Source organism: Microbacterium sp. 05N427 (genome assembly GCF_056397105.1).
In genome coordinates this window covers 206,745-214,229 of the sequence record NZ_JBFTMT010000005.1, presented here as the reverse complement: position 1 = coordinate 214,229, position 7,485 = coordinate 206,745, and the positions used below count along the sequence as shown (strand labels likewise).

The following is a 7,485-nucleotide window of genomic DNA, read 5'->3' as shown; positions in this document are numbered from 1 at the left end:
CGCGTGGAGCCCCGCTCAGGCGGGCGCGGCGCCGCTCGCGGCGCTGACCGCCTGGCAGGCGCTCGACGCCGCCGCGATCGGCACGGGCGGCGCCCGTGTGCTCGTACTCGGAGGGGCGGGCGGCGTGGGCCATTTCGCCGTGCAGCTCGCCAAGGCGCGCGGCGCGCACGTGACCGCGACCGCGAGCCCGCAGAAGCACGCGAAGGTCGCGGCCTGGGGCGCCGACGAGGTGATCGACTACCGTGACCAGGACGCGCTCGCCGGGGTCGCTCCCGTGGACGCCGTCATCGTCACGGTCTCCGACGCGCTCCCGCCGCTCGGCTCGATCGCCGAGGGGACCGCCGTGATCACGATCACCGGGCTCACCGCGGATCAGGAAGCCGAGCTCCGGGCGTGGGGCGCCGACCCCGTGCAGCGGATCCTGGTGGCGGCGGACGGTGCGCACCTGGCGGAGATCGCGGCGCTCGCCGACGCGGGAGGGCTCACGGTGCAGCTGGACTCCGAGTACGACCTGACGGATCTCGCGGCCGCCCAGGAGCGCGTCGAGACCGGCCGCGTGACCGGCAAGGTCGTCGTCCTCGTCGATCCCCGGGGGTGAGCGAGCCGGGCGGACCCGGCCGGCCGGCGCGCGCGACCGGATCCGCCAGGGCCTATGCCACGTGACGGGAGCAGTCAGACGTCGACGCTCAGGCTGAGCTTGCGCAGCAGCACGGCGAGGCGCTCGCGATCGCTGCGGGAGAGTGCCGAGAGCAGCGTCGCCTCGGCGTCGACGAGCCGCGTGATCGCGGCGTCCACGCGCACCCTGCCGTCGTCGGTCAGGGTCACCTGCACGCTGCGGCCGTCGCCGGGATCCGCCTCCCGCCGCACCAGGCGGCGTCCCACGAGCCGGTCGATCCGGTTCGTCATGGTCCCGCTAGAGACGAAGGTCTGCTGCAGCAGCTGCTTCGGGCTGAGCTGGAACGGGGCTCCTGCTCGGCGCAAGGCGGACAGCACGTCCCACTCCCACGGCTCGAGGTCGCTGCGGCGGAACACGTCGCGGCGGGCCCTGTCCAGCAGCCGGGAGAGCCGGTCCACGCGGGACAGCACTTCGAGGGGTGAGAAATCGAGGTCCGGCCGCTGCGTGTTCCACGCTGCGACGATCCGGTCGACCTCGTCGCCGGCGTGATCCGCTCCGATGCTCATCCGTTCATTATCCTGGGCGCGCCGGAGCGCGCCGGCCCGTGCGACGGGACGGCTCAGGTGGTCAGCCGCATCGTGAGGAACAGGCTGTGCGGATCCTCGACGTACGATCCGAACGGCTCGCACTCGTCGAAGYCGGCCTTCGCATACAGCCGATGCGCGGGCCAGAAGAAGTCCGAGGCCCCCGTCTCCAGCGAGATCCGCTCGACGTCGCGGCTGCGGGCATCGTCCAGGAGCGCGGCGAGCATCGCGGACGCCACGCCCCGGCCGCGCATCGCCGGCGCCGTCCGCATCGACTTCAGCTCCTCGTGCCCCGGTTCCAGGGCGGCCAGCGCGCCGGTCCCCGCGAGGTCGCCGTCCGCCGTCGCCGCGAACAGTCGCACGCTCGGCGCGAGCAGCCTCGTCATGTCCAGCGCGTGCCTGCTCTCCGCCGGCGCCGTCGGCTGCATATCCAGGAGGTGCGCGCCCAGGAACGCCTCCAGCTCGGGGGGCGATGCGGAGACGCGGTCGATCAGGATCGTCATGCTGCCACCGTGCCCCGCTCGTGTTGCGGGGACGTTGCAACGCTGTTCCGGCCCGATCACACAGGCCGCGCATGGCAGACTTGAGGCGTGACCGCTGCACACGGCGGGCGCGGTCCGCCGTGGTGTAACGGCAGCACCCCAGCCTTTGGAGCTGTGGGGTCCAGGTTCGAATCCTGGCGGCGGAGCATGACGCAGAACGCACTCGCCATCGTCGTCCTGGCCGCAGGTCAGGGGACGCGCATGAAGTCCCGCCTCCCCAAGGTGCTGCACCCGATCGCCGGCCGCACCCTCGTCGGCCACGTGCTGGCGACAGCCGCGCAGCTGGGCGCCGACACGGTCGAGGTCGTGGTGCGCCACGAGCGCGACCAGGTGGTCGCCGCTCTCGCCGCCGAGCACCCTGAGGCTGTCATCGTCGATCAGGACGACGTCCCGGGCACCGGCCGCGCAGTGCAGGTGGCGCTGGATGCGCTGCCCGAGGGCTTCGACGGCGACGTGCTGGTGCTCTCCGGCGACGTGCCGCTGCTCGAGGCGGAGACGCTGCAGGACCTCGTCGACGGGCACCGCGCCGCTGCGGCCGCCGCGACCGTGCTGAGCGCGATCGTCGACGACCCGAACGGATACGGCCGCATCATCCGCGACGCGTCAGGGGATGTGGCCCGCATCGTCGAGCAGAAGGACGCGGACGAGGCCGAGAAGGCCACGCGCGAGATCAACGCGGGCGTTTACGTCTTCCGTGCGGACCTGCTGCGCGCGGAACTCGCGAAGGTCACCACGGACAACGCGCAGGGCGAGATGTACCTGACCACGGTGATCGGCCTGCTGCGCGCCGCCGATGAGAAGGTCGCCGTCTCCATCGCCGCTGACACCGCCGCGACGTTCGGCATCAACGACCGGATCCAGCTCGCCGAGGCCGCACGCACCCTGAACGACCGTATCGTGCGTCGCTGGCAGCGCGAGGGCGTCACGATCCAGGATCCTGCGACCACCTGGATCGACGACGACGTGACGCTCGCGCCCGACGTCACGATCCTGCCGAACACGCACGTCCTGCGGGCGAGCACCGTCGCGAGCGGTGCGATCGTCGGCCCCGACACGACACTCGTCAGCACCGAGGTCGGCGAGGACGCGACGGTCCGCCGCTCCGAGGCCACGCTCGCCGTGATCGGCGCCCGCGCGACCGTCGGCCCGTTCTCGTACCTGCGCGCGGGCACCACGCTCGGCGCGGACGGCAAGATCGGCGCGTACGTCGAGACCAAGAACGCGCAGATCGGCGACGACTCCAAGGTCCCCCATCTCTCCTACGTCGGCGACGCGACCGTCGGTCGCGGCGTGAACCTCGGCGCGGGCACCATCACGGCGAACTACGACGACGTGAACAAGCACCACACCGAGATCGGGGACGAGGTGCACACCGGCTCGCACACGGTGCTCGTCGCGCCCGTTAGGCTGGGTCCCGGCGCGAAGACCGGCGCCGGAGCCRTCGTCCGCAAGGACGTCCCCGCCGGTGCTCTCGCGATGAGTGTCGCACCCCAGCGGAACATCGCAGGGTGGGTCGAGAAGAACAGAGCAGGCACGGCCGCGGCGGACGCTGCGGTGCGTGCAGATTCAGCGGAATAGGCGGGTCCGATGGGGCGCAAGAAGAACACGACGGTCGAGCTGGATCGCGACAATGACATCGCGCCCGGCATCGTCGCCAAGACCAAGAAGCGACTCGYCGTCGCGAGCGGCCGGTCGCACCCCGCGCTGACGGCCGCGGTCGCGGAGGCGCTCGGCACCGAGCTGGCCCCGGTCGAGCACCGCACGTTCGCGTCGGGCGAGCTCTACGCGCGCTTCGAGGTCTCGATCCGTGGTTGCGATCTGTTCATCGTGCAGTCCTTCGGCACCGGGGTGAACGAGTGGCTGATGGAGCTGCTCATCATGCTCGACGCGGCCAAGCGGGCCTCGGCCAAGCGGATCACCGTCGTCGCCCCCTACTATCCCTACTCCCGGCAGGACAAGAAGGGCCGCGGCCGCGAGCCGATCAGCGCTCGTCTCGTCGCCGACCTGCTGAAGACCGCCGGCGCCGATCGCGTGATGAGCGTCGACCTGCACGCCGCGCAGATCCAGGGCTTCTTCGACGGCCCCGTCGACCACCTGTTCGCGAAGCCCGTGCTGCTGGAGCACTTCGTGCGGACCCTGAGCGCCGAGGACCGCGAGACGCTCACGATCGTGTCGCCGGACATGGGCCGGGTGCGCGTCGCCGACACCTGGTCGGACAGCCTGGATGCGCCGCTCGCGATCATCCACAAGCGCCGCGACCCGAAGGTCGCCAACCAGGTCTCCGTGCACGAGATCGTCGGCGCGGTGGACGGTCGCACCTGCTTGCTGGTCGACGACATGATCGACACCGGCGGGACGATCGTGAAGGCCGCGCAGGCGCTCAAGGCCAACGGCGCCCGCAAGGTGATCGTTGCGGCGACTCACGCGATCTTCTCGGATCCGGCGAGCGAGCGGCTCCAGGACTCCTCGATCGACGAGGTGGTCGTCACCGACACGATCCCGCTCTCGGAGTCGCGCCGCTTCCCCGGCCTGCTGATCCTGCCGATCGCTCCGCTGCTGGCCACCGCGATCAAGCAGGTGTTCGAGGACGGATCCGTCACGAGCATGTTCGACGGCGCGGCCTGACCAGCGCTTCCCCTGATACGCGCCGAGAGGCCGACCGGCTCCCGCCGGTCGGCCTCTCGCGTCTCCGCGACCGCGCCGTCCTGCAGGTTGACCCCGTGTTCACGACGCACCGCGTCATCTCAAAGGTGACGCACAGGAGGGTTGCGGAAGCTGGAACCATGAAGCTCTCGCCCTCGGTCCGTCAAGGATCCGCTCTCGTCGGCATCGCCGGAACACTACTGCTCGCGGGATGCGCGGCCGAGTCGTCGTCCGCCGAGACCACGACCGGAACGCCTGCGCCGCAGACGAGCGCGGACGCGTCGCCGTCGTCTACGGGCGCCGGCTCTTCGAGCGGGGCCGGTTCGACCTACAAGGACGGCACCTACTCCGCCGACGGCTCATACCAGACGCCGGAGACCGTCGAGAAGATCTCCGTCTCGATCACCCTCTCCGACGACACCGTCACGAAGGTCGACGTGACCGGCGACCCGCAGGCATCGGAGACGAAGCACTACCAGGCGCAGTTCATCGGCGGGATCTCCGCCCAGGTGGTCGGCAAGAAGCTCGACGAGATCTCCGTCAGTCGCGTCTCGGGATCCTCGCTGACCAGCAAGGGCTTCAACCAGGCGCTGGCCACCATCCGCACCGAAGCCGCGGGCTAGGGTGGGTCCCCGCCCGCGACGCGTCGTGTCCGTGCACCCTCTCCGCTCTCCGCGGCGACCGCGGGCCGGAGGCGCGCGCTGATGGAGGTGTGGCGATTCGAGGCGATCGGCACCGTGTGGGAGATCGGCACGGCCGGCCCGCTTCCTGAGGGCGAACGCGACGCGGTACACGATGTGATCGACGACTTCGACCACACCTGGTCCCGGTTCCGCGCCGACTCGCTCGTCACGGCTCTCGCAGAGGAGCCGCAGGAGGTGCCGACGCCACCGGATGCGGTGGCCATGCTCGAGCTGTACCGGGAGCTCTCGCTCGCCACCGGCGGCGCGGTGCAGCCGCTCATCGGCGACAGTCTGTCCGCGCTCGGCTACGACGCGCAGTACTCGTTCCGCGATCGGGGTGCGAGTCCGGCGCCGGCCGACTGGACCGACCAGCTCGCCTGGGACGACGGAGCCCTCGCGCTCCACACGCCGGCCCTCATCGATGTGGGCGCGATCGGCAAGGGCCGCCTCGTCGATGTCGTGCATGACCTGCTCGGATCCCTGGGGCATGTCGAGCGCCTGGTCGACGCCGGCGGCGACCTGCGCCTGAGCGGGGCGCCGATCCGGGTGGGGCTGGAGCACCCGTTCGACGCGACGCGCGCGATCGGCGTCGCCACGGTGGCGGATGCCGCGCTCTGCGGATCGGCCGTGAACCGGCGTGCATGGCCGGGGGAGCGCGGCGGGCTGCACCACGTGCTGGACGCGCGGACGGGGGAGCCGGTGCGCACGATCGCGGCCACCTGGGCGATCGGCACGGAGGCGATGGTCGCGGATGCGGCCGCCACGGCGATGTTCTTCGACGGCGGTGCCGCGTTCGCGGCCCGGTTCGGTGTGGAATGGGTGCGGATGACCACGGATGGCGCGGTCGAGTGGTCGACAGGGACCCGGATGGAGGTGTTCGCATGATCGCGACGCTGATCGGCGCTCGGCAGCGCGTGGTCGCGCAGCTCGGGCGCCTGTCGATGTACCGGCTCACGTTGTACGCCCTGCTCGCGCTCGCCGCGATCGCGGCGATCCTCTCGGCCGTCGGTGCGATCTCGTCCACGCCGCTGGACATCCTCGCCACGGTGGCGGTGCTGATGCTCGCGACGCTCTGCACGGATGCGGTCGCCCAGGCGCTGCTGCACGTCCCGCGGCGCATCGAGTCCTCGCTGATCACGGCCCTCATCCTGCTGTTCGTGGTGCAGCCGGGCGCGAATCCCGACCAGATCGGCGGCATCGCGCTCGCGGGCGTGGTCGCGGCAGCCTCCAAGTACGCACTCGTGTGGCGCGGGCGGCACCTGCTCAATCCCGCCGCCGTCGGCGCGACCGTGCTCACGATCACCGGCCTCGGGTTCTCCGCCTGGTGGGTCGGCACTCCGGCGATGGCGATCCCCGTGATCGTGCTGGGCCTGTTCGTGCTCTGGCGCACCGAGCGGATCCGCGTCGTCCTGCTGTTCGTCATCGTGTACGCCGTCGTGTCGATCGTGCGGTTCTCGGTGCAGTCGGCCGCGGCAGGGCTCGCGGTGGAGCCGGGGGCGCTGCTCACCTCGGTGCTGCTGCAGTCGCCGGTGCTGTTCCTCGGCGCCTTCATGCTGTCGGAGCCGCTGACCATGCCGTCCCGACGGTGGCAGCAGCTGCTCGTCGCGGCGGTCGTGGGAGCGCTCGCCGGCTGGCCGATCAGCCTCGGGATCATCACGCTCGGACAGGAGCGGGCGCTGCTGGTCGGAAACCTCCTCGCGGCCGTGCTCGTCGCCCGTGCGGGCATCAGGCTCTCGCTCGTACGCCGCCGTCCCGTCACCCCGACCGTGCACGAGCTCACCTTCCGGGTGCGGCGCCCGTTCCGGTTCGTGCCGGGGCAATACCTGGAGCTGCAGGTGCCGCACCGCCGTCCCGACAGCCGGGGCACCCGCCGCGAGTCCAGCATCGTGTCCACGCCCGCGGAGCTGCCGTTCGTGCGCGTCGCCTATCGCGAGTTCGAGCGCGGGTCGAGCTACAAGCGTGCGCTCGGCGCGGTGCAGCCCGACGACGTGCTCACCGCGACGGGGGTCTGGGGCGACTTCGTGCTTCCCGCCCGGGAGGCGCCCGTGCTGCTGATCGCCGCCGGGATCGGGGTGACGCCGTTCGTGGCGCAGCTCGGTGCGCACGAAGCGGCGGACGCCGTGCTCGTGCTCGTGGCCTCCTCGGCCGAGGAGTGCGCGTACCTGCGCGAGCTCGGCGGGTCCGGTGCACGGATCGTGGTCGTCACCCCCGACCGCCCCGCGGAGCTGCCCACGGGCGCGGAATGGGCGGGCGGCGCACGGCTGGACGCCGCGATGCTGCACGCGCTGGTGCCGGACCTGGATCGGCGGCGCGTCTACATCTCCGGTCCGCCGCGGCTCATCGCGGAACTCGCCCCCGCACTGCGCGGTGCGCGGCGCGTGACGACGGACGCCTTCGCGGGCTACTGAACAGGTCGT

8 protein-coding genes and 1 tRNA gene are annotated in these 7,485 nt (G+C 71.6%); 7 read left to right on the top strand and 2 right to left on the bottom strand.

Annotation, left to right across the window (positions count from 1 at the left end):
• On the top strand, window positions 1-598 hold a 598-nt coding region (locus AC1DG4_RS06740; protein ID WP_477421139.1), incomplete at its 5' end, for a zinc-binding dehydrogenase.
• A 74-nt stretch (window positions 599-672) separates the two neighbouring features.
• Here AC1DG4_RS06740 and AC1DG4_RS06735 read toward each other — a convergent pair.
• A complete protein-coding gene (locus AC1DG4_RS06735) occupies window positions 673-1,182 on the bottom strand; it encodes a MarR family winged helix-turn-helix transcriptional regulator (protein WP_477379690.1) in 510 nt (169 codons plus the stop codon).
• A 53-nt stretch (window positions 1,183-1,235) separates the two neighbouring features.
• Window positions 1,236-1,703, bottom strand: a complete 468-nt coding sequence (locus AC1DG4_RS06730; RefSeq protein ID WP_477421138.1) for a GNAT family N-acetyltransferase — start codon at window positions 1,701-1,703, stop codon at window positions 1,236-1,238.
• Between the two features lie 113 nt (window positions 1,704-1,816).
• Between AC1DG4_RS06730 and AC1DG4_RS06725 the strand changes: the two genes are divergently transcribed.
• The 6 genes from AC1DG4_RS06725 (at window position 1,817) to AC1DG4_RS06700 (ending at window position 7,476) form a co-directional block, all read left to right on the top strand.
• A tRNA-Gln gene (locus AC1DG4_RS06725) sits at window positions 1,817-1,888 on the top strand.
• A gap of 1 nt (window position 1,889) precedes the next feature.
• Window positions 1,890-3,320 (top strand): bifunctional UDP-N-acetylglucosamine diphosphorylase/glucosamine-1-phosphate N-acetyltransferase GlmU, encoded by a 1,431-nt coding sequence (gene glmU, locus AC1DG4_RS06720; protein WP_477421137.1) that lies wholly within the window; start codon window positions 1,890-1,892, stop codon window positions 3,318-3,320.
• A gap of 9 nt (window positions 3,321-3,329) precedes the next feature.
• Window positions 3,330-4,367: a ribose-phosphate diphosphokinase gene (locus tag AC1DG4_RS06715; RefSeq protein ID WP_477421136.1), complete on the top strand. Its 1,038-nt coding sequence runs from the start codon at window positions 3,330-3,332 to the stop codon at window positions 4,365-4,367.
• A 158-nt stretch (window positions 4,368-4,525) separates the two neighbouring features.
• Complete coding sequence (locus AC1DG4_RS06710) at window positions 4,526-5,008, top strand: FMN-binding protein (RefSeq protein WP_477379683.1); 483 nt, start codon at window positions 4,526-4,528, stop codon at window positions 5,006-5,008.
• Between the two features lie 81 nt (window positions 5,009-5,089).
• On the top strand, window positions 5,090-5,953 hold the full coding sequence (locus AC1DG4_RS06705; RefSeq protein WP_477379681.1) for an FAD:protein FMN transferase: 864 nt from the start codon (window positions 5,090-5,092) through the stop codon (window positions 5,951-5,953).
• Window positions 5,950-7,476 (top strand): FAD-dependent oxidoreductase, encoded by a 1,527-nt coding sequence (locus AC1DG4_RS06700; protein ID WP_477379679.1) that lies wholly within the window; start codon window positions 5,950-5,952, stop codon window positions 7,474-7,476. The genes AC1DG4_RS06705 and AC1DG4_RS06700 overlap by 4 nt, the downstream gene beginning before the upstream one ends.
• Window positions 7,477-7,485 lie beyond the last annotated feature (9 nt).